17 protein-coding genes are annotated in these 24,473 nt (G+C 70.4%); 12 read left to right on the top strand and 5 right to left on the bottom strand.

Features of this window, described 5'->3' with window-relative positions; all coding sequences use genetic code 11:
- Positions 1–55 precede the first annotated feature (55 nt).
- Positions 56–5,665, top strand: a complete 5,610-nt coding sequence (locus ACLJN9_RS16020; RefSeq protein WP_410812136.1) for a GH92 family glycosyl hydrolase — start codon at positions 56–58, stop codon at positions 5,663–5,665.
- A gap of 99 nt (positions 5,666–5,764) precedes the next feature.
- Here the strand turns inward: ACLJN9_RS16020 and prfH are convergent, their stop codons facing one another.
- The 5 genes from prfH to ACLJN9_RS15995 form a co-directional block, all read right to left on the bottom strand.
- The gene (gene prfH / locus ACLJN9_RS16015; protein WP_410812135.1) at positions 5,765–6,424 is read right to left on the bottom strand and encodes a peptide chain release factor H; all 660 of its coding nucleotides are present in this window, start codon (positions 6,422–6,424) and stop codon (positions 5,765–5,767) included.
- Entirely contained in the window at positions 6,421–7,608 is a 1,188-nt protein-coding gene (locus ACLJN9_RS16010) for an RNA ligase RtcB family protein (protein WP_410812134.1), read from the bottom strand. Before ACLJN9_RS16010 ends, prfH begins: the two co-directional genes overlap by 4 nt.
- Positions 7,609–7,867: 259 nt before the next feature.
- A complete protein-coding gene (locus tag ACLJN9_RS16005; protein ID WP_410812133.1) occupies positions 7,868–9,019 on the bottom strand; it encodes an ice-binding family protein in 1,152 nt (383 codons plus the stop codon).
- Positions 9,020–9,228: 209 nt separating this feature from the next.
- Positions 9,229–9,882 carry a class I SAM-dependent methyltransferase gene (locus ACLJN9_RS16000; RefSeq protein ID WP_410812132.1) on the bottom strand — a complete coding sequence of 218 codons (654 nt, stop codon included), beginning with the start codon at positions 9,880–9,882 and terminating at the stop codon, positions 9,229–9,231.
- 79 nt (positions 9,883–9,961) lie between these two features.
- Positions 9,962–12,193, bottom strand: a complete 2,232-nt coding sequence (locus ACLJN9_RS15995) for a hypothetical protein (RefSeq protein ID WP_410812131.1) — start codon at positions 12,191–12,193, stop codon at positions 9,962–9,964.
- Between the two features lie 230 nt (positions 12,194–12,423).
- Here ACLJN9_RS15995 and ACLJN9_RS15990 point away from each other — a divergent pair, with 230 nt between their 5' ends.
- From ACLJN9_RS15990 to chvE, 11 genes are all read left to right on the top strand, one after another.
- Entirely contained in the window at positions 12,424–13,638 is a 1,215-nt protein-coding gene (locus tag ACLJN9_RS15990) for an FUSC family protein (RefSeq protein ID WP_410812130.1), read from the top strand.
- A 76-nt stretch (positions 13,639–13,714) separates the two neighbouring features.
- Positions 13,715–14,236, top strand: a complete 522-nt coding sequence (locus ACLJN9_RS15985) for a hypothetical protein (protein WP_410812129.1) — start codon at positions 13,715–13,717, stop codon at positions 14,234–14,236.
- A gap of 59 nt (positions 14,237–14,295) precedes the next feature.
- Positions 14,296–15,141 carry a DUF4097 family beta strand repeat-containing protein gene (locus ACLJN9_RS15980; RefSeq protein WP_410812128.1) on the top strand — a complete coding sequence of 282 codons (846 nt, stop codon included), beginning with the start codon at positions 14,296–14,298 and terminating at the stop codon, positions 15,139–15,141.
- A gap of 41 nt (positions 15,142–15,182) precedes the next feature.
- Positions 15,183–16,139: an ATP-binding cassette domain-containing protein gene (locus tag ACLJN9_RS15975; protein ID WP_410812127.1), complete on the top strand. Its 957-nt coding sequence runs from the start codon at positions 15,183–15,185 to the stop codon at positions 16,137–16,139.
- A complete protein-coding gene (locus ACLJN9_RS15970) occupies positions 16,136–16,924 on the top strand; it encodes an ABC transporter permease (protein WP_410812126.1) in 789 nt (262 codons plus the stop codon). Before ACLJN9_RS15975 ends, ACLJN9_RS15970 begins: the two co-directional genes overlap by 4 nt.
- Before the next feature lie 196 nt (positions 16,925–17,120).
- Complete coding sequence (locus ACLJN9_RS15965; protein WP_410812125.1) at positions 17,121–18,119, top strand: ABC transporter substrate-binding protein; 999 nt, start codon at positions 17,121–17,123, stop codon at positions 18,117–18,119.
- 155 nt (positions 18,120–18,274) lie between these two features.
- On the top strand, positions 18,275–19,816 hold the full coding sequence (locus tag ACLJN9_RS15960; RefSeq protein WP_410812124.1) for a sugar ABC transporter ATP-binding protein: 1,542 nt from the start codon (positions 18,275–18,277) through the stop codon (positions 19,814–19,816).
- Positions 19,813–20,889 carry an ABC transporter permease gene (locus ACLJN9_RS15955; RefSeq protein ID WP_410812123.1) on the top strand — a complete coding sequence of 359 codons (1,077 nt, stop codon included), beginning with the start codon at positions 19,813–19,815 and terminating at the stop codon, positions 20,887–20,889. The genes ACLJN9_RS15960 and ACLJN9_RS15955 overlap by 4 nt, the downstream gene beginning before the upstream one ends.
- Complete coding sequence (gene yjfF, locus ACLJN9_RS15950; RefSeq protein ID WP_410812122.1) at positions 20,886–21,875, top strand: galactofuranose ABC transporter, permease protein YjfF; 990 nt, start codon at positions 20,886–20,888, stop codon at positions 21,873–21,875. The genes ACLJN9_RS15955 and yjfF overlap by 4 nt, the downstream gene beginning before the upstream one ends.
- 202 nt (positions 21,876–22,077) lie before the next feature.
- The gene (locus ACLJN9_RS15945; RefSeq protein WP_410812121.1) at positions 22,078–23,088 is read left to right on the top strand and encodes a LacI family DNA-binding transcriptional regulator; all 1,011 of its coding nucleotides are present in this window, start codon (positions 22,078–22,080) and stop codon (positions 23,086–23,088) included.
- Positions 23,089–23,307: 219 nt separating this feature from the next.
- Positions 23,308–24,453, top strand: a complete 1,146-nt coding sequence (gene chvE, locus ACLJN9_RS15940; RefSeq protein WP_410812120.1) for a multiple monosaccharide ABC transporter substrate-binding protein — start codon at positions 23,308–23,310, stop codon at positions 24,451–24,453.
- The last annotated feature ends 20 nt before the right edge of the window (positions 24,454–24,473 follow it).

Raw genomic sequence — 24,473 nt, 5'->3', positions numbered from 1 at the left:
CCCTGCCCGAACGTTCCACGTACTCGACCTGGTTCGAGGCGAAAGGCCCTGCCCTATGTCGTATTCCCCCTTCGCGCGCTCCCCACGTCTGCTCGCCGCGACAACCGCGGTCCTGCTCCCGGTCGGGCTGCTCGTCGCCGCACCCCTGGCCGAAGCCGCGCCCACCACGCCACCGCCCGGCACCTTCGGCTCCTCGTTCGAGTCCGCCGACCCGCGACCCGCCGGCAGCACTGTGGAGGTCGGCCCGAGCGGAAAGCCCGTCCAGGCGAACCTCAGCGGAACGGCCACCACGCTGCCGGGCAGCCTGCTCGACCGTGTCGAGGCGGTGACCGCGAGCGCCGAGTACCCGCCGAACGAGGTCGCCGCCAACCTCAAGGACGACGATCCGGCGACGAAGTGGCTGGTCTTCGCCTCGACCGGCTGGGTGACCTACCGGCTGGCACAGCCCGCGGCGGTGGCGAAATACTCGCTCACCTCAGCGGACGACGCGCCGACCCGCGACCCCAGGGACTTCGTCGTGCAGGGCTCGAACGACGGCAGCAGCTGGACCGACCTCGACAGGCGGGCCGGTGAGACGTTCAGCGGACGGTTCGCCACCAAGATCTACAGCTTCGCCAACACGACCGCCTACGGCTACTACCGGCTCAGCGTCACCGCGAACTCCGGTGACTCCCTGGTCCAGCTCGCCGACTGGAACATCAGCGACGGGTCGAACGTCAGGCCGCCGGCCACCCCCATGGTGAGCGACGTCGGTGCCGGTCCGGACGGCGGCTACACCACGAAGCCGGGCGTCGGTTTCACCGGGCTGGCCGCGCTGCGCTACTCCGGTGGCGCCGAAGGCGACGGCCGCTCGTACGCGACCAACAAACTGTTCGACGTCGACATCCCGGTGGGCCCGAAGACCCGACTGTCCTACAAGATCTTTCCCGAGTTCACCGGAAAGGACGGCCAGTACCCGTCCACGTACGCGGCGGTCGACCTGCACTTCACCGACGGCAGCTACCTGAGCGGGCGCTCCCCGGTCGACCAGCACGGCTTCGCCCTCACCGCCGCCGGACAGGGCGCGTCGAAGGTGCTCTACGCCGATCAGTGGAACGCGGTGCAGACCGACCTCGGCACCGTCGCGCGCGGCAAGACGATCGACCGGATCCTGCTCGCCTACGACAACCCGCAGGCCACCGGGCAGACCCGGTTCCAGGGCTGGCTCGACGACGTCCAGGTGACGGGTTCGCCGGCATCGATCGACGGCACACGGCTGACCAACTACGTCGACACCCGGCGTGGCACCAACTCGACGAGCGGGTTCTCCCGCGGCAACAACCTGCCGATCACCTCGGTGCCCAACGGCTTCAACTTCTTCACGCCGGTCACGGACGCCACCTCGGACTCGTGGGAGTACCAGTACCACCGGGTCAACAACGAGGCCAACCTGCCCACGTTGCAGGGTCTGGCGATCTCCCACGAGCCCAGCCCGTGGATGGGTGACCGCAACCAGATGTCGGTCATGCCGGTGGCGGGCGACGGGCCACTGACCGGGCCGCCGGCCAGCCGGGCGCTCGCCTTCAGCCACGACGACGAGACGGCGCAGCCGGACCTCTACCGCGTCGCCCTGCAGAACGGTCTGACCGCGGAGGTGGCGCCGACCGACCACGCCGGAATCCTGCGGTTCACCTTCCCGGCCGGGCAGGCGACCGGAAGCCTCGTCTTCCACAACGGAACGTTCGCCATCGGTGCGGACGGCACGTTCACCGGCTGGGTCGACAACGGAAGCGGACTGTCGGCCGGTCGTACCCGCATGTTCGTTGCCGGTGCCTTCGACCGCGCGCCGACGGCGTCCTCCGCGACGTCCGCCAGCTTCGACGTCGTCGCGAACCGTCAGGTGACGATGCGCATCGCGACCTCGTTCCTCTCGGTCGACCAGGCCCACCGCAACCTCGGCCTGGAGGTCACCGGTAAGAGCTTCGACCAGGTCCACGCCGCCGCCACCGCGGCCTGGAAGGACCGGCTCGGCCGGGTGGAGGTACGCGGCGCCACCGAGGCGCAGCTGGTGACGATGTACTCGAACCTGTACCGGCTCAACCTGTACCCGAACTCGCAGTCGGAGAACACCGGCACCGCCGCCGCGCCCCGCTGGCAGTACGCGAGCCCGGTGTCGGCGCCGACCGGCACGTCGACCGCCACCCACACCGGCGCGAAGATCGTCGACGGGCAGATCTACGTCAACAACGGCTTCTGGGACACCTACCGCACCGTGTGGCCCGCCTACGCGCTGCTGTACCCGGACGTCGCGGCCAGGATCTCGGACGGGTTCGTCCAGCACTACCGTGACGGCGGCTGGATCGCCCGCTGGTCGTCGCCCGGCTACGCCGACCTGATGACCGGCACCAGCGCCAACGTGGCACTGGCCCAGGCGTACCTCACCGGGGTCAAGCTGCCCGACCCGCTGGCGGCGTACGACGCGGCGGTCAAGGACGCCACCGTCGCGTCCGGGCGCAGCGCGGTCGGCCGCAAGGGCATCGAGAGCTCGTTGTTCCTCGGCTACACGCCCACCTCGACCGGCGAGTCGGTGTCGTGGGCGCTGGAGGGCTTCATCAACGACTACGGCATCGGCAACATGGGCGCGGCCCTCGCCAAGGACCCCGCCACGCCGAAGTCGGAGCGCGGGCGACTCAAGGAGGAGTCGCGGTACTTCCTGGAGCGGGCCCGCAACTACGTCCACCTCTTCGACCCGACGTCGAAGCTCTTCCAGGGCCGCGACGCCGCCGGCAACTTCCTCGCCGGTGACCCGCTGGACTGGGGTGGCGTCTACACCGAGACCAACGGGTGGAACTTCGCGTTCACCGCGCAGCAGGACGGCCAGGGGCTGGTCAACCTGTACGGCGGACAGAAGGCGCTGCGGGACAAGCTCGACCGCTTCTTCTCCACCCCGGAGAAGGCCGACCGTCCCGGCGGGTACGGCGGCACGATCCACGAGATGCTCGAAGCGCAGGCGGTACGGATGGGTCAGCTCGGCATGAGCAACCAGCCGTCGCACCACATCCCGTACATGTACGACGTCGCCGGCGCGCCGTCCAAAACGCAGGCGCTCGTGCGCGAGATCCTGCAGCGCCTCTACGTCGGCAGCGAGATCGGCCAGGGCTACCTGGGCGACGAGGACAACGGCGAGATGTCGTCGTGGTACGTCCTCAGCTCCCTGGGCATCTATCCGCTGCAGGCCGGTTCGGAGCACTGGGCCATCGGCTCGCCGCAGTTCACCAGGATGACGGTCCACCGCACGAGCGGCGACATCGTCGTCAACGCGCCGAACAACAGCACGAAGAACGTCTACGTGCAGAGCGTCAAGGTCAACGGTAAGAAGCAGCGTGAGGTGTCCCTCGACGTGTCGGCGCTCGCCAAGGGCGGCACCATCGACTTCGAGATGGGCTCCAACCCGTCGTCCTGGGGTAGCGGCAAGAACGACGCGCCGCCGTCACTGACCAAGGGTGACGAGGCGCCCAAGCCGCTGCAGGACACCACCGGCCCGGGTCTCGGCACCGCGACCGCCGCTGACGGGCAGGACGCGTCGAAGCTGTTCGACGACTCGTCGACCACGCAGCTGACGTTCTCCACCGCGACGCCGCAGGTCAGCTGGGCCTTCGGTGGTGGTAAGCAGAAACCGAAGTACTACACCATCACCTCCGGTGCGGCCGCTGGCGATCCCGCGGCCTGGCGGCTACAGGGTTCCAACGACGGCATCACCTGGAGCACCGTCGACTCCCGCAGGGACGAGGTGTTTCCGTGGCGTAGCCAGACCCGCCCGTTCGCGATCAGCGACCCGGGCCGGTACCGGCAGTTCCGACTCGTCGTGACCAAGACCGTCGGCGCCGCGCAGACGAACCTCGCCGAGATCGAGTTGCTCGCCGGTGGCGACCTCGAGCTGGGTGGCGGCGACATCACGGTGACCGCCGCGGGCAGCGTGCACGCGACGTCCGGCGTACCCGTGTCGGTGCCGCTGGCGACCGTGACCGGGGGCGCCGCGAGCGACTACCGGGCCACGATCGACTGGGGTGACGGCTCCGAGGTCACCGACGGCACCCTGACGTTGAGCTCGCGGGCCGTCTACAGCGTCAGCGGGTCACACACCTACGCGATACCGGGTCACCACCAGGCGAGCGTCACGGTGACCGACGGCACCGGCCAGAGCGCGGTGACGGTCGGCGTGGACGTGGCCTACGCGCCGAGCTCCGGGCTCACCGCGGCATTCGACACCGTCTGCGTCGGCGACGAGGGCGCCGTCGCGGCGAACTGCGACGCCAAGTCGTGGGCGTACTCGCGTGCCGCCCTCACCGCGGCCGGCGTGACCCAGGGCCAGCGGCAGCAGGTGCCCGGAACGGCGCTGAACTTCACGCTGCCGGTCATCCCGGCGGGCCAGCCGGACAGTGCCACGGGCAACGGCAGGACGGTGGTTCTCAGCCTGCCGGCCGACGCCCGGAGCGTCTCGTTCATCGGCGCCGGCACCCAGGGCAACCAGAGCACCACCGGCACCGCGACGTTCAGCGACGGCAGCACCACCAGCATCCCGATCCAGATGAGTGACTGGACGCTGGGCGGCAACGCCAACGGCACGCCGTCCTACGGCAACATCGTCGTCGCCAGGTCCGCGTACCGGCTTCTCGGTACGAGCCGGGACGGCGCGCAGCCGTTCCTGTTCGCCACCGCGCCCTACCAGATTCCGGCGGGTAAGACGCTCGTCTCGGTGACCCTTCCGACGCAGACCGGCAACCCCGGCTCGGAGGGCAGGATCCACGTGTTCGCCATCGCCGACGACGGCACGCCCGCCCCCGCGCTGGCGACCGTCGCGCCGAAGGACCAGACGGTGAACGCCGGCCAGGTCCTCGCGGCGGCACTCGGCTCGGTGCGCGGCGGCGTCCCCGGCGCCACGGGCTACCGTGCCCGCGTCCAGTGGGGTGACGGCACGGTTCCCGCCGACGTTCCGGTCGGCGAGGCCGGTGCGATGAGCGGCCAGCACACCTACGCGCGGGCCGGCACCTACACGGTGCACGTCACCACGTGGGACACGCTGTCCAGCAGCACCGTCACGTTCACCGTGACCGTCGCGGGTGCCCGCCGCCAGCCGGCGATCGCGGTGTCCGCGTCCGCCACCACCGGTGACACGATCACCGTCGACGGCAGCGGGTTCGCTGCCGGCGAGCAGGTCACCGTCACTGTCGGCACCAGCCCGGCCCGCACCATGAAGGTCGCGGCGACGGCGGCGGGAGCGGTACGAGCCTCGGTGGCGACGTCCGGTGACGCGCAGCCCGGCCGGTACTCCGTCACCGCCACCGGCGCGTCGTCGCGCACTCCGGCGACGGCCACCGTCCAGGTGGTCGAGCAGCGGGAGGCGCCGACGTACCAACCGGCGGCAGCGTTGACCACCACGGCGGGACCTCGCGGCACCTCGATCACGGTCGACGGTTCCGGGTTCGCTCCGAACGAGGCGGTCACGATCACCTTCGGTGGCGGCCTCGCGGTCAGCACCGTTCGTGCCAACGGTGACGGCGTCGTCTCCGGTGCGACCGTCAGCGTTCCGGGGGCGGCGAAGGCCGGCTCGGCCACCATCACGCTGGTGGGCGCCACGTCGACGACGCGGGTTCCGCTGCCCTTCACGGTCACCGCCGCGCGATGACCCGGGAATGACAGAGCCGTCGTGGGCGGGCCGTGGATTCCGGCCCGCCCACGGCGGTTCCGCTGCAAAATGCGACGGGCCGCACCGCTCGTCGACCTGTCACCGTCGCGGGTGCGGACGCCGATGAGGGACCGGGTCGCGGTCGGACGGTTCGGGACGTTCGACACGGGTGGGGTCGCCGCGGACCACCTCGTCGTGGATCCGCCAGCGGGCGGTGGTGACGGCCCGTCGGGCCGCCTCGTCGCCGTGCTCGATACGTTGCCGCAACAGCTGCAGAGCGATGCGACGGTTCAGGCTGAACTGCCGCTCGTCGTCCACCACCACGACCATGCCGGACGGCCGGTGGGTCGCCCGGACCGCCGTGCTGGCCTTGTTGCGGTGCTGACCGCCGGGCCCACCGGTACGGCAGGCGACGATCTCCACATCCGCCTCCACGAACCTCGTCGGCGCGGCGTCGAGCGGGGGAGGTTGGGCGGTGACGTACCAGTTCTTCCGGCCGGTGCCCGACCGGTAGGGGCTGGGGGCCTGCCAGCACAGGGTGCCGGTCCACGAGGCGGCGAACGCCTCGGCGCCGGCACCGCGGATCTGGATCAGGACCGATCGGTGGGTGTCGGGACGGTCACCCGGCAGAGCCTGGACCCGCTGGGTCGTCAGGCGTTGCCGGCGGGCGTCGTCCTCCAGACGGCCCAACAGGTGGGTCAGCGCCCAGGCGCACTCCCGCGGACCACGCCCCGCCGACAACAACAGCAGAACACTCACGGCCGGCCCCGCCCACGGCGCTGGTCGCGGCGGTCCGGTCGAGGCACGGACCCCAGGTCGGGCGTCTTGTACGTGACCAGCGGGGTGGTGGCGGCCACCGGAGTGGCCAGATCGTGGTCGACCAGGTCGCTGATCACCTGCTCGATGCGCTTGTACGCCGTGGGCGCCTCCTCGAAGAGCAGTTGACGGTCGCCGCACACCACCACCGAACCCACCGACGTGCGACGCAGCTCCTCCACCGTGTGTTTGGCCCGCCCCCGGCGCAGGGCGTCGGCGCGGGACATCTTGCGGCCCGCGCCATGCGCCACCGAGTGGTTGGCGTCCGGGCCGGCGTGCGCGGCCACGAGGTACGAAGCCGTACCTCGCGTACCCGCGATGAGGACGTCGCGGCCGTCTCCGGGCGCGGCGCCCTTGCGGTGCAGGTAGACCCCGTCGCGAACCTCGACCAGGTTGTGGCACTGGTCGACGATCGGTGCGGTGGGCTCGGCCCCGAGAGCGTGCGCGACGCGGGCGGCCATCAGCCGGCGGTTGAGCGACCCCCACCGCACGGCGTCGTCATGCGCCGCCAGGTAGGCCTCCGGATCGGGGGCGGGGCCGGCGCCGTGGGCAGCGGTGTGCTCGCGCAGGATGCGCTCACCCAGACCCCGGGACCCACTGTGGACGATGAGGACGAGGTCGCCGGCGTCAAGCCCGAGCCGGCGCGCGTGGCCCGGGTCGAGGACGGTCCGCACGCGCGCGAGCTCCACGAAGTGGTTACCCCGGCCGACGGTCCCGAGGCCCTCCAGGTGACCGGCGGGGATGTCGTCCGACACGACGGCCCACGCCGGGTCGTCGGCGTCCAGCGCGGGGTCCAGCGCGCGGTCGAGGTCGGGAAACCGGGCGGCGAGCCTCTCGGGTACGGCGCGCTTGAGCCGGACGGGGAACACGGCGATGCCGCAGCCGATATCGGAGCCCACCAGGAACGGGTACAACACGGTCGACGCCATGGCGGCGCCGATGGGTGCGCCCTTGCCCGGATGCAGGTCGGGCATGGCGGCGACGTGGATCATGCCCTCGAGAGCGGCCACCTGCTGGCACTGCGCAAGGGCGTCGGACTCGACCCAGCTCGCCGGGGAGGCGAAAACGGTGACGCTGGCAGGGGTCGATCGGGGCAGCGGCTCCCGACGGGAGTGGTGCTGGGACAAGGATGCTCGCTTCTCGCGCAGACGTGGGAACGGACGGCATCACGGCCCCGGGGCGACGCCGCCGGGGCTCGGAGCAGAGGGGTGTTGTCCGTCAGTACGTCATGGGCGCCACTCTGGTGGAGCCCACCGCATCCCGGCAAGCGAGTTTCGTTCGCCATCTGTGCCGCCGGTGCTGTCGATGCGCAGATGACCGTCCTCGTGGACGGGGTGTCGCACCCGGAGCGGGCCCGGCCGACAGAACGTCGACCGGGCCCACCAGTCAGGACTCCTGGCTTCGACGCCGCGCGAGGAAGAACGCGATCCCGCCCAGGGCGACCAACACACTTCCCATGCCCGCCATTGCCGGGACCGGACCGCTACCGGTCACCGGCAGGATCGGGGACCTGCTTCCCGGGCTGCCAGGAGCACCGGGGCTGCCGGGCGCTCCGGGGCTGCCGGGCGCTCCGGGGCTGCCGGGCGCTCCGGGGCTACCGGGCGCTCCGGGGCTACCAGGGGCTCCGGGGGCGCCGGGGCTCCCAGGCGCGCCGGGACTACCGGCGGGGCCGGATGGTCCGGCGGGGCCGGATGGTCCGGCGGGGCCGGATGGTCCGGCGGGGCCGGATGGTCCGGCGGGGCCGGATGGTCCGGCGGGGCCGGATGGTCCGGCGGGGCCGGACGGCCCGGGTGGGCCGCTCGGGCCTGCGCACAGAGGTGCGGTGATGACGTTCGTGTCGAGCGTCACGGCGGCTGTTCTCGCCAGCGCGCGGCCCTGGAGCGTCGCACCCGTGGCCAGCGTGATCGAGGCCTGCGCCAGGATGGAACCCACGAAGCTGGTGCCCGTGCCGATCGTCGCCGAGCTGCCGATCTTCCAGAACACGTTGCAGGACGACGCGCCGTTTATCAGGACGACGCTGCTGTTCGACGCCGTCGTCAGCGAGGAGTCGACCTGGAAGATGAAGACGGCCGACGGGTCGCCCTGGCCGTTGAGCGTCAACGTCCCGGTCAGCTGCGCGGCCCCGATCCGGTACACGCCGGCGTTGAGCGTGTTGCCGCCGAGCTCCGCGGGGAGGTTGGTGAACGGGGTTCGACCGGCGGCGTCGTTGAAGGCGATGGTCAAATCGCTCTGGGCCTGCAGGGCGACCGCGTCACCGAGGTGGACCTCGCCGCCGATGGTTGCCGTGCCGAAGCCCGCCGCGGTGTTTCCCGGGAACCGCCCGAGACTCTGGGCCAGGAAGCTGGGGCCGGTGTTGGTGGGCTCGGCCCCGGCGAGGACGGAGAAGTCGGCCGCCGTCCCCAGGTTCACCGGTGCTTCCTGCGCGTTGGCCGCGGTCGAGTTGAAGAGCAGCAGGCTGACTGCCGCAGCGACGGCCGCGGAAGCCGCCAGTGCCGGCAGAGCCGTCCTGCGTAGACGAGAATTGGGTTTAGCTGTCACAGAAACACCCCTCCGTGGGCACTACTCGCAGGAGGCGTCTCGCGAGCCGCTTCCTGCGCAGAGCCGCCTGTGTGGCGCAGACAAATGCGGTGACCACCACATCACGTAGGGTGTGCTCATGGGACCGAAATAGAACAATAAGTAAAAATGCCTGGTGGTAGAGGCCGGTCTTCACATCTTCGGTCAGGTCAGCCGGCGGCTGCTGTTTCTCATCGAAGACTCGGCGGGGCCGGTCTGATCGCGCGACCCAGGACACAGGGCGAGGACGGGCCGTTGCTGCTGGCGGGAAACCTGAAGCGGCGCAGCTCCTCGATGGCGAATCCGGCCCCCGCGATGGCGGCGACGGTGTCGCGGCCGATGTGGCAACCGCCGAACAGCTTCGGCCACAGTGTCGCGTCGAGCAGCTGTTGGACCCGACGCATGCCGCTGGGTTCCTCGACCGCGACGTGCTCGAAGAAACGCAACTGGCCGCCGGGACGCAGCACCCGGCCGACCTCGGTGAGGGCACCCGGCTGGTCGGGCACTGTGCACAACACCAAGGCGACCACGGCCGCATCGAACTCGCCCTGCCCGACGGGCAGTGCCTCGGCCAGACCGTCGACGACCGTGACCGGCACCGGCGCCCTCGACGCCGCCCTGACGGCGGCGGCACGCAGGCGTCGTTCCGGCTCGACCGCGACGACCTCGGTCACCCCCGGTGGGTAGTGGGGAAACATGCGGCCATTGCCCGCGCCGATCTCGATCACCCGGCCGGACAGGCCGGCGACCAGACTCCGTCGGAACTCGACCATGCCGGAGCGGTCCATGGCCACACTGAGCCGCTCGTAGACCCGGGCGAACACCGGGTGGGACACCGTCGCCATGGCGACCTCCGGACGCGTTGGCAGGCCGTCACCCATCCTGCACGTCGTACGCAATCACCGGTGGGACGCCCGGGGCGCGCTACGGCGCGCCGCCGGTCGGATCCGTCGGCCGGCCGAGACGTTCCACCAGCTCCCGAGCCGCGCGGGTGAACCGCTCGTCGGACTCGCACGGCGAGTGCGCCTGAATCGGTGGCGGGACGCTGTCACCGGGCGGGGTCACCACACCGCAGGGATCTCGCAGTCGCTGGTCCACGTCCGCCGCCGGGCCATCGACGGTCGCCGGCTCACCCGGCCGGTGGCCGGAAAAGATCCAACCGCCGATCGCGTCGGTGTCGCGCCACAGGTTCACCCACCGCCAGCCGACCCGGCCTCCGACCTCGCGCAGTACCGCGTCGTTGAGGTAGGCGGGGAAGAGCCGCCCGTACAGCCGGCGCAGCGGTGCCCCGCCGGTGAGCAGGGCGACCCGGCTGCTGACCTGCGGTGGCAACTGGAGCACCGTCGCGGCGACCAGGACCGAGCCGTGGCTGTGCCCGGTGAGCAGCACCGCGTCGCCACGTGAGACCAGGTACGTGACTCGCCGGGCCAGCTCCGGCACGGCCCGTTCGGCGTAGCAGGGCGGCGCGAACGGGTGGGCGGCCCGGGGCCAGAAGGTGCCCAGGTCCCAGAGGACGCCGACGTGCCGTCGGAACGGGATGGTCCGGTAGGCGAAGATCCCGCCGAGGATCAGACCGAGGATGATGGCCGCGATCACCCAGCTGCCGAACGCGATGCCGAAGGTGACCACGTCGGCCGGAATGCCGAGGAAACCCTCCACGACGTCGCTCGGAAACAGCCCCAGCAGGCCGATGGTGGTGGTGGCCGTGCCGAGCCCGGCGAGGCAGCCGTAGACCACGGCCAACGGCACCAGTCGCTCGGTGAACAGGGCGCGCGCCACCGCCTGCCGTACCTGTCGCAGGCGGGGGCCGGCCGCGGCGGGCGCATCCGGGTGGTCACGTGCCACGATCGCCGCCGCAGCACGGTACCGGCCGCGGCGGGAGATCAGGATGACCAGGCCCGCGGCGATCAAGGTGATCACCACGCTCCGGAAGAAGCCGAAGATCGCCCAGGTGTACGCCCGGGGCGGCCCCGCGGCCAGGGCCTGCCCGGTGGGCGCGTCGCGGTCCAGGAGGTCCGCCACCCGGTAGACCAGTTCGGCGGAGTACGCGACCGCCAGGCTGATCGCGACGGCCACCATCACCAGCGTTCCCAGCCCGAACATCGGGGTGACGTCCCGCCGTCGGTTGCGACGCAGGAGCAGCACCACGCCCAGGGCCACCAGCAGCGCCGTCTGGACGACGAAGAGGCAGGCCAGGATCGCCTCGTAGCCGGGCAGGCCGGCCCTCGTCGCCCAGGGTGCCGGGTCGGCCAGCAGGTGGGCCACGACCACCACGGTCAGGATGACGGCTGTCGTCCGCAGCGTGCTGGTGATCGCGTCGAGCCGTCGCTGGGTCGCGGCCCGGTCGATCAGCGGGGGAGTGCAGAGCAGGAGCACGCACGCGGCCAGGACCGTCCCGGTGACCACGGCCAGCGCGAACGTGCCGGCGGAGACACCGGTTGCGGCTCGGGCGGCGAGCAGGGGAACGTTCAGCGTGGCGAGCGCCGCCGCGACGTGGATGGAGCGCAGCCGGCCCACCAGCGGCTCGGCGTCCCACTGACCGACCGCGCTGAGCGGCTGACCGGAGACCTCCCGCTCGGGTGCACGAAACGCCTCGAAGGTCCTCCCCGGCCGGGTGCTGAGCCGCCAGAGCAGGCCGATGGCGGTGGCCGGGACAAGCGCGAGGACCGCCAGCCGCAGCCCGGTGGGCTGCCCTCCCAGCCAGGACAGCCAGCTGCGCCCGGCCAGGCAGCGGGGCGACCCCATGCACTTCCAGGCGATCAGGTCCAGGGCGACGCCGGCGACGGCGAGCACGTACAGCGCGGTGAGCGTGAGCGCCAGCACCCGGCACAGGGACGTGACCACCGCCTCCGAGCCACGGTTCGCCGGGCGCATCCAGATCGCCACGTTGGCCAGCATGAACGGCAGCAGGAAGACCAGTGCCACAGTGCGGGTCACGGTCCCGGAGGGCAGATCACCCCAGCGGTACGCCTCGATCGTCACCCCGCGTACACCGCTGGTGTCGGACCCCTGCGGGCGGAGCCGGTAGAAGCCCCCGCTGCGGTCTCCCGCGACCTGCGCTGTCTGGTGCAGGTCCAACACCTGCTCGGCGCTCGCGCTGGAGACCCCGTGCACCCGCAACTCCACGACGCCGCCGGAGCTGCCTGGCCCGCTCAACCGCGCTGATCCGTCCGACATCGCCCCCCCGAGGCGTTCCGGCAGCCCCTGCCACGCGTCCAGCCGAGGACGGCCCGCCACCGACGTGGCAGACGGCGGTCTACCCCGCCTGAGACGGCGCAATCGGCGCAATGTCGCCACGTGCGGCCCGGCGACCGGGGCGGCCGACCGCTGGCACACCGGCTCGGGCCGGCCAGGATTGATCCGGGCACGGCGGGGTAGGTGCCGCCATGGTCGATGCCGGTCGGCACGGGTCGGACGGGGGCGCGCCGAGCCGGGCCGATGGCACCGCCCACGCCGGTCTGGCGGGGACCGCCGCCCGGCTCCGCGGCCGTGCGGTGGCTGCTCTGCGCGACCGGTCGCATCGGGTACGCGCCTTCGGGGGGCTCGCCGTGCAGGCCGGGCTGGCCGCGGCGCTGTCCTGGCTGGTGGTGCACCAGGTGCTGCACGTCTCGCAACCGGTGTTCGCGCCGATCTCCGCGGTGTCGACCCTGGCCGCGTCGGTGGGCCAACGCCTGCGCCGTACCGTCGAGCTGATCATCGGTGTCACCGTCGGGGTGGTGATCGGTGACCTGCTGCTCGCCGTGATCGACACCGGGTGGTGGCAGCTCGCCCTGATGGTCGTGCTGGCGATCGTCGTCGCCGTGCTGCTCGCCGGTAGTGCGGCGGTGGTGGTCCAGGCCGGGGCCACGGCGGTGCTCATCGCCACGCTCAGTCCATCCGTGCGTGACCTGGAGATCCCCCGGTTCGTGGACGCCCTGGTGGGGGGAGCGGCGGCGCTGCTGGTCACCGCGGTGCTGCTGCCGTTGAACCCGCTGCGGGTGCTCAACCGGGCCGCGCGGCCGGCGCTGGACCTGCTCAGCGCCCAGCTCGACGCCGCCGCTGGCGCGCTGGTCCGCCGCGACGCCGCTCCGGCGCGTACGGCCATGGTCGAACTGCGGCAGAACAAGGACGAGTTGAAGGCCCTGGTCGAGGCGACCCAGGGTGCGCGGGAGGCCAGCACCCTGTCGCCCCTGCACTGGCATGAGCGGCATGGGCCGGTGAGCCGGTACGCGCAGGCGGCGGAGCCGATCGACCGGGCGATGCGCAACAGCGGCACGTTGATCCGCCGGACGGTGACCCTGATCGAGGACGGCGAACCCATTCCGGAGTCGCTGCCGACGGCGGTCGCCGGTCTCGCCGAGGCGGTCCGGCTGTTGAAGCGGCAGTTCGCCGCCGGCAACGAACCCAGGGACGCGCGGGACAAGGCGCTGCGGGCGGTCTGCAGGGCGGGCGACGCCTACCGGCAGGGGGTGGGCTTCTCCGGCGCCGTCGTCGTCGCACAGGTCCGGACGACCGTCAGCGACCTGTTGGTGGCCACCGGATTGGACCAGGAAGACGCGAACAGCCTGGTCCGGCGGGTGTTCGGTGAGCTGACGTCGCCCATCGGGGGCCGCCGGGGCTGACCATGGTTTCCACGATGGCATCATCGTGAGCCGGATGGTGTTGCACGGTGAGCCAAAATGGTGCCATGATGGTGTCATGGATTTGAGGTCGTACGTGGAGAGCCTCCGCAACGAGTTCGCCGTGGCCGCCCAGAGCGCCGACCCGGACGGCCGGGCGCTGGCCGACCGGCTCTTTCCCCAACTGGAGGCCGCGACCCGCCTCACCCTGCTCGACGCGCTGTCCGACGCGGCCGACGAGATCACCCGCGAACTCGCCCCCGGGTCGGTGCACGTGCGGCTACGCGGGCGGGAGCCAGAGTTCGCCGTCACACCTGCCAGCCCTCCGGCCGACCACCCGGGCGGGGACACCGCTTCGACCACGGTGCCGGCACCGATCGTCACACCCGAGGGCGACGACGGAGGCACCTCACGGATCAACCTCCGCCTCCCCGACCACCTGAAGACCAGCGTCGAGCGGGCCGCCGGAAAGACCGGCCTGTCGGTCAACGCCTGGCTGGTGCGAGCCGTCGCCGGCGCGATCGGGGCGGGCGGGTCGGATCGTCGCCCGGGCCGGCCGGAGCCGCGGTCCGGTCGGCACGTCACCGGCTGGGCGCGCTGACCCCCGTACTCCCTCGTCTTTTCCCCGCCCACCCGCAGACCACATCCCGGGAGACCGCCATGCCTGTTTTCGCCACACCAGAACCGATCACCGTCCAGGTCGATCTTCCCGTCGGGGACGTCTGGATCGCCGCGACCGACCGCACGGACACGGTGGTGCAGATGCGGCCCCGTGACCCGTCGAGCAGGGCCGACGTGAGCGCCGCGGAGCAGACCACGGTCGAGTACGCCGCCGGTCAACTGCTGATCCGGGCGCCAAAGACCTGGCGTCGCTACAGCCTGTTCGGCTCCGGGCCTTCGGTCGACATCCTGATCGAGGTGCCGACCGGCTCGCGGGTACACGCCGAGGCGTCGTGGGCGGCGTTCCGCTGTGAGGGGCAGCTCGGGCAGTGCCGTTTCAAGACCGGCGGCGCGATCCGGCTCGACCGGACCGGCCCGTTGGACATCGACACCAGCCACGGCGAGGTCGCGGTGGAGGCTGTCCAGGGTCCGGTGCGGGTGCGGGCGTCCTCCGGCAAGGTGCGACTGGGCGCGGTCGACGGCACGGCGGAGATCAAGAATTCCTCCGGCGACTGCTGGATCGGCCAGAGCACCGGCGAGGTACGGGTCAACACCGCCTACGGCGACATCACCGTCGACCGGACGGCGGCCTCGGTGACGGCCCGCACCGCCTACGGCAACGTGCGGCTGGGCGAGGTCGCACGAGGGGTGATCGCGGTGGACACCTCGTACGGCGGCATCGAGGTCGGGATCCGGCGTGGAACCGCAGCGTGGCTGGACGTCGGTTCCCGCCACGGCCGGGTGCACAACGCGCTCGAGACGTCCGACGGCCCGCCGCCGACCGACGAGACGGTCGAGGTACGGGCCAGCACGTCCTACGGCGACATCCTGATCCGCCGCGCCTGACCGACGGCGTACGGCCACCACGTCCACGAATCGAGGAGACCATGACCAGCCCGTTCCGGCCCGCGATCATCGCCACCGGCCTGCGCAAGTCCTACGGCGACAAGGTGGTGCTCGACACCATCGACCTGGAGATCGCCGAGGGGACGATCTTCGCGTTGCTCGGCCCCAATGGTGCCGGCAAGACCACCACCGTGCAGATCCTGTCCACTCTGATAGCCGCCGACAGCGGCCAGGCCCGCATCGCCGGCCACGACCTCACCCGGGAACCCGCCGCGGTACGCGAGCTGATCGGCGTCACCGGCCAGTTCTCCGCCGTCGACAATCTGATCACCGGCCAGGAGAACCTGAGCCTGATGGCCGACCTGTGCCACCTGGACAGAGCGGCCGGCCGACGACGCACCGCCGAGCTGCTCGACCGGTTCGACCTGACGGAGGCTGCGCGCAGGCCGGTGGCGACGTACTCCGGGGGCATGCGTCGGCGCCTCGACCTCGCGATGACGCTGGTCGGTGAACCCCGCGTCATCTTCCTCGACGAGCCGACGACCGGTCTCGACCCACGCAGCCGCCGCGCCATGTGGCAGATCATCCGCGACCTCGTCGCCGGCGGCGTCACCGTCCTCCTGACCACCCAATACCTGGAGGAGGCCGATCAACTCGCCGACCGGGTCGCGTTCCTCGACCACGGCCGCCTGATCGCCGAGGGCACCCCGCACGAGCTCAAGCGGCTCATCCCCGGTGGTCACGTCGTGGTGCAGTTCGCCGACCTGGCGGAGCTCGACTCCGCCGCCCGCGCGCTCGCGGCAGCCACCCGCGACGACGCGGCGCTCACCCTGCAGGTGCCGAGCGACGGCGGGGTCGGGTCGTTGCGCTCCCTGCTCGACCAGCTCGACCGCGCCTCGGTGAGTGTCGCCGGTCTCGCCGTGCACACCCCCGATCTCGACGACGTCTTCCTCGCCCTCACCGGCCAACCCGACACCGAAAGGGCCATCGCGCGATGACCACTCTCACCCTCGCCGTCCGCGACTCGAGCACGATGCTGCGGCGCAACCTCCTGCACATGCGGCGCTACCCGTCGATGACGCTCATGCTCGTCGGCATCCCGGTCATCCTCCTGTTGGTCTTCGTCTACGTCTTCGGTGGCACGCTCGGCGCCGGCCTCGGGCCCACCGGCGACCGCGCCGACTACGCCAACTACGTCACCCCCGGCATCCTGCTCATCACCGTGACCAGCGCGGCACAGGGCACCGCCATCTCGGTCGCCATGGACATGACCGAGGGCATCGTCGCCCGCTTCCGCACCATGGCGATCTTCCATCCCTCGATCCTCACCGCCCACGTCCTGGGCAGCCTGATCCAGACGCTGCTCGGCCTGTCGGCCGTCACCGGAGTGGCCCTGCTCGTCGGATTCCGGCCCACCGCCAACCCGATCGAATGGCTCGCCGCAATCGGCGTCCTTGTCATGATCACTGTTGCGCTCACCTGGCTGTCGGTGGCCCTCGGCCTGGTCACCAGGAGCGTCGAGACGGCGAGCAACCTGCCCATGCCGCTGGTTCTCCTGCCGTTCCTCGGCAGCGGGTTCGTCCCCACCGACTCCATGCCGACGCCGGTACGGTGGTTCGCCGACTACCAGCCCTTCACGCCCGTGATGGAAACCCTCCGCGGGCTGCTCCTCGGCACCGGGATCGGCACCAACGGGATCCTCGCCGTCGCCTGGTGCGCCGTCATCACCGTCCTCTGCTTCTTCTGGGCCAGGTCGCTCTACAACCGCAAGCCCGCGGGCTGAAACCCGGCGGGCGCGGCCGATCTACCACGACGGGATGGATCGACGTCTTGACGGTTCTGGATGTGAGCGTTAACACTGACGATGTCATCGGCGGAGGTGGACGTAACCAACCGAGCACATCGGCGGGTTCCTGACGAACCACCGGCCACTCCGGACGCCGTCGGCGCGCACCCACCCCACCAGCGAAGGAGATCCGATGAGAAAGACGCGAACGCCCGCAGCTCAACGGCGCGTCGCCGCGGTCCTCGCCACCGTGCTGCTCGCCGGCAGTCTGGTGGCCTGCGGCAACAGCGACACCGGCGGCGCCGCCGACGACGGCAAGATCACGCTCGGCTTCTCCCAGGTCGGTGCGGAGAGCGGCTGGCGTACCGCCAACACCACCTCGATCAAGGATTCGGCCTCCGCCGCGGGCATCGACCTGAAGTTCGACGACGCCCAACAGAAGCAGGAAAACCAGATCAAGGCGATCCGTAACTACATCCAGCAGAAGGTCGACGTCATCGCCTTCTCGCCGGTGGTGGAGTCCGGTTGGGACACGGTGCTCAAGGAGGCCAAGGACGCCAAGATCCCGGTGATCCTGACCGACCGCTCGGTCGACTCCGCCGACAAGTCCCTGTACAAGACCTTCCTGGGCTCCGACTTCGTCAAGGAGGGCCGGCTGGCGGGGGAGTGGCTGGTGGACAACCAGAAGTCGGCGACGGGGCCGGTGAACATCGTCGAGTTGCAGGGGACAACCGGCTCGGCACCGGCGAACGACCGCAAGAAGGGCTTCGCCGAGGCGATCGCCACCAACCCCAACCTGAAGATCGTCGCCTCCCAGACGGGCGACTTCACCCGGGCTGGCGGCAAGCAGGTCATGGAGCAGTTCCTCAAGGCCAACCCGAAGATCGACGTGCTGTTCGCGCACAACGACGACATGGGCCTGGGCGCCCTGGAGGCGATCACCGCGGCCGGCAAGGTGCCCGGCAAGGACATCACCATCATCACGGTCGACGCCGTGAAGGACGGCATGCAGGCGCTCGCCGACGGCAAGTTCAACTTCATCGCCGAGTGCAGCCCGCTGCTCGGCCCACAGTTGATGGACCTCGCCAAGAAGGTCCACACTGGCCAGGAGGTGCCGGCCCGGATCGAGACCGAGGAGACCACCTTCACGCAGACGCAGGCCAAGGAGGTTCTGCCGAACCGCAAGTATTGATCGACGTCGGGGGTCGCCGCGCTCGCGCGGCGACCCCACCGCGTCACGTGACGTCCCGAAACGACCGGCCCGGCCCGCGAGCACACGTTCGTAGCCCAGTCGTGGAACGAGCGCCGCAGTCGATCCCCGTAGACAACCCGAGGAGGTCCGATCGGATGACGGACAGCCGCCCGGTCCTCACGATGGCCGGGATCAGCAAGGCGTTTCCCGGGGTGCGTGCACTCCACGACGTCGACTTCCGGCTCTTCCCCGGTGAGGTGCACGCCCTCATGGGCGAGAACGGCGCCGGCAAGTCGACCCTCATCAAGGTGCTGACCGGTGTCTACGGCACCGACGACGGCGTGATCACCCTCAGCGGCGTACCGGTGTCCTTCAGCGGGCCGATGCAGGCCACCGCCGCCGGGGTGAGCACCGTCTACCAGGAGGTCAATCTCTGCACCAATCTCTCGGTGGCGGAGAACATCTTTATCGGGCGGGAACCTCGCCGGCTCGGCGCCGTCCGCTGGCGTGAGGTTCGTCGGCGTGCCCGTGCGCTCCTGGCCCGCCTCGACCTCGACCTCGACGTCAGCGCGCCGCTCGCGACGTACTCGCTCGCCATCCAACAGATGGTGGCCATCGCCCGCGCCATCGACATCCAGGCCCGGGTGCTGATCCTCGACGAGCCGACCTCCAGCCTCGATGCGGTCGAGGTCGCGCAGTTGTTCCGGATCATGCGCAACCTGCGCGACGAGGGCATCGCCATCCTGTTCGTCACCCACTTTCTCGACCAGGTCTACGGAGTCGCCGACCGCATCACCGTGCTCCGTAACGGCGGACTCGTCGGTGAGTACAAGACCGCCGAGCTGCCTCAGCTCGCCCTGGTGGAGAAGATGATCGGCAAGGAACTCGACGTGCTCGAGGGAATCGACAAGCACTCCCACCGGGACGTGGCCGTCCGTACGGAAGGGGCTGCCCTCGTGGAGGCCTCCAACGTCGGCCGGGCGGGAGCGGTCGAGCCATTCAACCTCACCATTCACGCCGGTGAGGTGGTCGGTCTGGCCGGTCTGCTGGGCTCCGGCCGCACCGAGGTCGCGAGACTGTTGTTCGGGGCCGACCGGTCCGACGGCGGACAGATCACGGTCGACGGAGAACCGACCACCCTGCGCACCCCCGCCAAGGCCATCGACCACGGCTTCGGCTTCTGCTCCGAGAACCGCCGGACGGAAGGCATCGTCGGCGACCTGTCGATCCGCGAGAACATGATCCTCGCCATGCAGGCCGCGCGCGGCTGGCTTCGGCAGGTTCCGCGCCGCCGCCAGGACGAGTTGGTCGAGAAGTACGTCTCCGCGCTGGGCATCCGACCGGCCGACCCGGAGGTGCCGGTGCGCAACCTCTCCGGCGGCAACCAGCAGAAGGTGCTCCTGGCTCGGTGGCTGATCACCGAACCGCGGCTGCTGATCCTCGACGAACCCACCCGGGGCATCGACATCGGCGCGAAGACCGAGATCCAGAAGATCGTGGCGCAGTTGTCCGACGGCGGCACGGCCGTGCTGTTCATCTCCGCCGAGCTGGAGGAGGTGCTGCGGCTCAGCCACCGGGTGGCGGTCATGCGCGAGCGGCGGTTGGTCGCGCAGCTCGCCAACGACGACGACCTCGACGCCGACCGCGTCATGCAGACCATCGCCAGTGGGTCCCACCGGGAGGAGCCAGACCGATGAACGAGTACCTGGACCGCGCTCGGGCGATGATCGGTCACCGGTTGTTCTGGCCCGCCGCCGTGCTCGTCGTCATGCTCGCCGCGAACACGGTCTACCGGCCCGGGTTCCTCTCCATCGAGGTCAAGGCCGGGCACCTGTACGGCACGCCGATCGACATCCTGCGGCTGAGCGCGCCCCTGATCCTCGTCGCGCTGGGCATGACCGTCGTCATCGCGACCGGCGGTATCGACCTCTCGGTCGGTTCGGTCTGCGCGATCAGTGGAGCGACCGCCTGCCTGTACATCAGCCAGCAGCCCGACCAGAACAGTCTCCCCGTGGTGGCGACCGCCATCGCGACGGCCTTCGGGGTCGCGCTCGTGCTCGGCGCCTGGAACGGGGTACTGGTGGCCGTGATCGGCATCCAACCGATCATCGCCACCCTGATCCTGATGGTGGCCGGCCGCGGGCTCGCACAGCTGATCACCGAGGGTCAGATCATCACCATCAACTCCGGTCCGTACCGGTCGATCGGTCTGGGCCATCTGTTGACCCTGCCGCTGGCCATCTTCATCGCGCTGGCTGCGGCACTGCTCGTCGCCGCGTTCACCCGCCGCACCGCGCTCGGCATGATCATCGAGTCGGTGGGCGGTAACGCCGAGGCCAGCCGACTGGCCGGCATCCGCTCCGCGCGGGTCGTCCTCCTCGCGTACGTGCTCAGTGCCGGTTGCGCCGCGGTCGCCGGGTTCATGTTGACCGCCAACGTCTCCAGTGCCGACGGCAACGCCGCCGGCCTGTGGGTGGAGCTCGACGCCATCCTCGCTGTCGTCATCGGTGGAACGTCCCTGGCGGGCGGCCGGTTCTACCTCAGCGGCACCATCCTCGGCGCGCTGATCATCCAGACCCTGACCACCACGGTGTACGCCATGAACATCTCACCGCAGACGTCCCTGCTGTTCAAGGCGGTCGTCGTCATCGCTGTCTGCCTCATCCAGGCGCCGGCCTTCCGCGCCCGGCTGCGCCGCCGCCGCGGCGGTGCGCCGCCGCCGCGTGCCGCCACCCGGACGGACCCGCCGAAGGTGCAGGTGCCGGCATGACGACCGGAACGCTCACCGGCGGCCGCACCCGGGTCCGGCTGCCGAGGCGGCAGGTACCGGTCCTGGCCACTCTCGTCCTGCTCCTGGTCATGTACGGCATCGGTGTGTCCCAGTACCAGGCGTTCTCCAACGTGCAGGTCATCTTCAACGTCTTCATCGACAACGGGTTCCTGCTGGTCGTCGCGGTCGGGATGACCTTCGTGATCCTCACCGGCGGCATCGACCTCTCGGTCGGCTCCGTGGTCGCCATGACGGCGATGGTGTCGGCCTCGCTGTTGAGCCACGGCGTGCCGGCGGCGGTGGTCCTCGTCATCGCGCTGCTCATCGGCCCGACGCTCGGTCTGTTGATGGGCTGTGCCATCCACTTCTTCGAGATCCAGCCGTTCATCGTCACGCTCGCGGGCATGTTCTTCGCCCGGGGTATGTGCACGTTCATCTCCGGGTCGTCCATCCCGATCACCGACGGGTTCTGGACCAGGATGTCGCAGGACAGGGTCGGCGATCCCCGCGGCAACTTCGTCTCGATCAGCGTGCTCATCGCCTTCGTCGTGGTCGCGGTCGCCGCCTACACGCTGGCGTACACGCGGCTGGGACGCAACGTGTACGCCATCGGCGGTAACCCGCAGTCGGCGCTGCTGATGGGTCTGCCGGTGGCCCGTACGCGAATCGCCGTCTACACGATCAGTGGCCTGTGCTCCGCGATCGGCGGGATCCTGTTGTCCTTCTACACCCTCTCCGGTGCGCCACTGATCGGCGTCGGCATGGAACTGGACGTCATCGCCGCGGTGGTCATCGGGGGAACCGTGCTCACCGGGGGCGCGGGATACGTCTTTGGCACGGTGCTCGGTGTCCTGGTCCTCGGCGTGATCCAGACCCTCATCACCTTCGACGGGAGCCTCAACTCCTGGTGGACCAAGATAGTGATCGGGGGTCTGCTCTTCGCCTTCATCCTTCTCCAGCGCCTCATCGGTATCCGCTACCGGTGACCGTTGCCTCTCGTGAGCGACGGGAATCCGGCGTCGCGCCCGCTCGGCCTCGTCCGGATCCCGAGGAGCGCGGGCGTAGACTGTCGGCGATTCGGCGCTGGTCACCGGGGATCCGTCGGCGACGTGGTGGCGTGCGGGCATCGTGTCGGTTCGCGTTCCGTCGACGGGACGCGATGTCGGTGACGTGGGCGGGGGGAGTGACATGGCCGTACACGGCCCGGCGATGACGGACGTCGCCCGTCTGGCCGGGGTCTCCCATCAGACGGTCTCGCGGGTGCTCAACGGGCACCCCAACGTTCGCGAGCAGACCCGGTTGCGGGTGCGGGCCGCGATTGCCGAGCTCGGTTACCGGCCCAACGGCGCGGCGCGGACGTTGGTGACCGGCCGATCGCAGGTCATCGGGGTGGTCGCGCAGAACACGACGCTGTACGGCCCGGCGTCGTTGCTCGCCGCGCTCGAGCAGACCGCCGCGGAGGGAGGCTTCGCGGTCAGTGTGGGCAGCGTGCGGAACCTGGACCACCGTTCGATTTCGGCGGCGGTGGAGCGGCACCTGTCGCACCGGGTCGCCGGGATCGTCGTCATCGCGCCGGTCGAGTCGGCCGGTGAGGCGCTGGAACGGCTTCCCAAGGATGTCCCGCTGGTCACGGTCGACGGTGACCCGCGCCGGCCGGTGCCGCTGGTGACGGTCGACCAGGTGGCCGGTGCGCGGGCGGCGACCCAGCACCTCCTGGATGCCGGGCACCGCAGTGTCTGGCACGTGTCGGGGCCGTCCGACTGGTTCGACAGCGCCGGTCGGATCCAGGGCTGGCGGGAGGCGCTGCTGGCCGCCGGAGTGGACCCGCCGCCGCTGCTACCGGGCGACTGGTCCGCGGCATCGGGATACCGGGCGGGACAACTTCTGGCGCGAATGCCGGAGGTCACCGCGATCTTCACTGCCAACGATCATCTCGCGCTCGGCGTGCTGCGGGCCCTGCACGAGATGGGTCGTCGGGTGCCGGAGGAGATCAGCGTGGTCGGTTTCGACGACGTTCCCGAAGCCGCGTACTTCATCCCCCCGCTGACCACCGTCCGGCCGGACTTCGACGCGGTGGCGCGGGCCAGCCTCCGCATGTTGCTGAGCCAGATCGAGACGGGCACCGGCGGGGCGCTGCGGCAGACGATCGCCCCGACACTGGTCTCCCGCGACAGCGTTGCCGCCGCACCACCCCGTTGACGACTCCGCTCCGGCCACCATGCGGCCGAGGTCGAGTGTGACCGCTGGCGGCGGTCCGAGGTGGAGCGCGAGTCCTCCGTTCCCTGCGGCCTCCGTTACGAGACCGTGACATCGGTATTGCGGGGTACGTGTTGACGTACCAGTTGTGAGCGCTAACACTACCCGAAAGGTGACAGCTGGCCCCGGCGGTCGACGGGGGAGTCCAGAGAGGAAAAGCCTATGGGCAGGAAATTCCTGGCCGCTCTCGGCGCCACGGCGCTGGCGGTGAGCCTGACGGCCTGCAGTGGTGGAGGTGCCGGCAGCGGCGGCGACACCAGCGCGAAGAAGCCCGGTGACCTGACCATCGGTGTGTCGATGCCGACCCAGACGTCGGAGCGGTGGATCGCCGACGGCAAGGCGGTCAAGGAGAAGCTGGAGAGCAAGGGCTACAAGGTCGAACTCCAGTACGCGGGTGACGACATCCCCACCCAGTCGCAGCAGGTCGATCAGATGATCACCCAGGGCGCCGACGTCCTGATCATCGCGGCGATCGACGGCACGGCACTCACCGGCCAACTGCAGGCCGCCGCCGACGCGAAGATCCCGGTCATCTCGTACGACCGGTTGATCCGCGGCAGCAAGAACGTCGACTTCTACGTCAGCTTCGACAACTACAAGGTCGGTGTTGCCCAGGCCACCGCACTGCTGGTCGGCCTCGGCCTGCAGAACAAGGACGGCTCGAAGGGCACCGCGACCGGTCCGTTCAACGTGGAACTGTTCGCCGGCTCGCTGGACGACAACAACACCCAGTACTTCTTCGGCGGCGCGATGGACACCCTCAAGCCGTTCCTCGACGCGGGCACGTTGAAGGTGAAGTCCCGCCAGACCACCAAGGAGCAGGTGGCCATCCTGCGGTGGCAGCAGGAGACCGCGCAGAAGCGGATGGAGGACCTGCTCACCTCCAGCTACAACGACGGCGCGCCGGTCAACGGGGTTCTCTCGCCGTACGACGGCATCTCCCGCGGCATCATCACTGCCCTGCAGAACGCCGGCTACGGTGGCGCGGGCAAGAAGAAGATGCCGGTGGTGACCGGCCAGGACGCGGAGATCGCCTCGATCAAGCTGATCAACGACGGGGTGCAGAGTTCCACCGTCTTCAAGGACACCCGTCTGCTGGCCGAGCAGGCCGTGAACGCCGCCGAGGCGTTCCTGCAGAAGAAGGAGCCGCAGGCCAACGACACGAAGACGTACGACAACGGCACCAAGGTCGTCCCGTCGTACCTGCTGCCGATCGCGACCGTCTACAAGGACGACATCAAGACGACGCTGATCGACTCGGGCTACTGGACAGCGGAAGAGGTAGCCTCCGGCCAGGCCAAGGGCTGAGCCGGCCGGCCGGGCTCGGC

The organism is Micromonospora sp. 067-2 (assembly GCF_046549295.1).
In the GTDB taxonomy this organism is placed as follows: domain Bacteria; phylum Actinomycetota; class Actinomycetes; order Mycobacteriales; family Micromonosporaceae; genus Micromonospora.
Note: the sequence above shows the minus strand (reverse complement) of the source record. Positions and strands in the feature narration are given on the sequence as shown.

Excerpts from the sequence above, each read along its gene's own strand:
- ACLJN9_RS16020 (WP_410812136.1), top strand. The coding sequence starts at position 56 with ATGTCGTATTCCCCCTTCGCGCGCTCCCCACGTCTGCTCGCCGCGACA.
- ACLJN9_RS16000 (WP_410812132.1), bottom strand. The coding sequence starts at position 9,882 with ATGGCGACGGTGTCCCACCCGGTGTTCGCCCGGGTCTACGAGCGGCTC.
- ACLJN9_RS15990 (WP_410812130.1), top strand. The coding sequence starts at position 12,424 with ATGGTCGATGCCGGTCGGCACGGGTCGGACGGGGGCGCGCCGAGCCGG.
- ACLJN9_RS15985 (WP_410812129.1), top strand. The coding sequence starts at position 13,715 with ATGGATTTGAGGTCGTACGTGGAGAGCCTCCGCAACGAGTTCGCCGTG.
- ACLJN9_RS15980 (WP_410812128.1), top strand. The coding sequence starts at position 14,296 with ATGCCTGTTTTCGCCACACCAGAACCGATCACCGTCCAGGTCGATCTT.
- ACLJN9_RS15975 (WP_410812127.1), top strand. The coding sequence starts at position 15,183 with ATGACCAGCCCGTTCCGGCCCGCGATCATCGCCACCGGCCTGCGCAAG.
- ACLJN9_RS15970 (WP_410812126.1), top strand. The coding sequence starts at position 16,136 with ATGACCACTCTCACCCTCGCCGTCCGCGACTCGAGCACGATGCTGCGG.
- ACLJN9_RS15965 (WP_410812125.1), top strand. The coding sequence starts at position 17,121 with ATGAGAAAGACGCGAACGCCCGCAGCTCAACGGCGCGTCGCCGCGGTC.
- ACLJN9_RS15960 (WP_410812124.1), top strand. The coding sequence starts at position 18,275 with ATGACGGACAGCCGCCCGGTCCTCACGATGGCCGGGATCAGCAAGGCG.
- ACLJN9_RS15955 (WP_410812123.1), top strand. The coding sequence starts at position 19,813 with ATGAACGAGTACCTGGACCGCGCTCGGGCGATGATCGGTCACCGGTTG.
- yjfF (WP_410812122.1), top strand. The coding sequence starts at position 20,886 with ATGACGACCGGAACGCTCACCGGCGGCCGCACCCGGGTCCGGCTGCCG.
- ACLJN9_RS15945 (WP_410812121.1), top strand. The coding sequence starts at position 22,078 with ATGGCCGTACACGGCCCGGCGATGACGGACGTCGCCCGTCTGGCCGGG.
- chvE (WP_410812120.1), top strand. The coding sequence starts at position 23,308 with ATGGGCAGGAAATTCCTGGCCGCTCTCGGCGCCACGGCGCTGGCGGTG.